This window comes from Acinetobacter sp. USHLN143, from assembly GCF_037145695.1.
In the GTDB taxonomy this organism is placed as follows: Bacteria; Pseudomonadota; Gammaproteobacteria; order Pseudomonadales; family Moraxellaceae; genus Acinetobacter; species Acinetobacter fasciculus.
Genome location: NZ_JBBCWZ010000338.1, coordinates 1 through 223 on the forward strand (window position 1 = coordinate 1; position 223 = coordinate 223).

At 49.8% G+C, this 223-nt stretch carries 1 protein-coding gene; it reads right to left on the reverse strand.

The annotated features are described in order from the left end of the window. Positions 1–223 (reverse strand): IS66 family transposase (locus WFH18_RS18290; protein ID WP_336755472.1); only part of this gene is annotated, 223 nt, incomplete at both ends.

The window sequence follows — 223 nt, forward strand, 5'->3', positions numbered from 1 at the left end:
CAGCACTAATGCCTGTTCAGCGACCTGACTTTTCCCGGTCACATGCAGTTCATGGAATTTACGACGTGCATGGGCCATGCAGCCCACCTCAATCACCTGGCCTGATTTAAAGCGTGCTTTATAACCACTGTAATCATCACAGACTAGATAGCCCTGCCAGCCTTTCAAGAACTCTTCAGCATGCTGGCCTGAACGACTATCCTGAAAGTCATAGATCACCGCC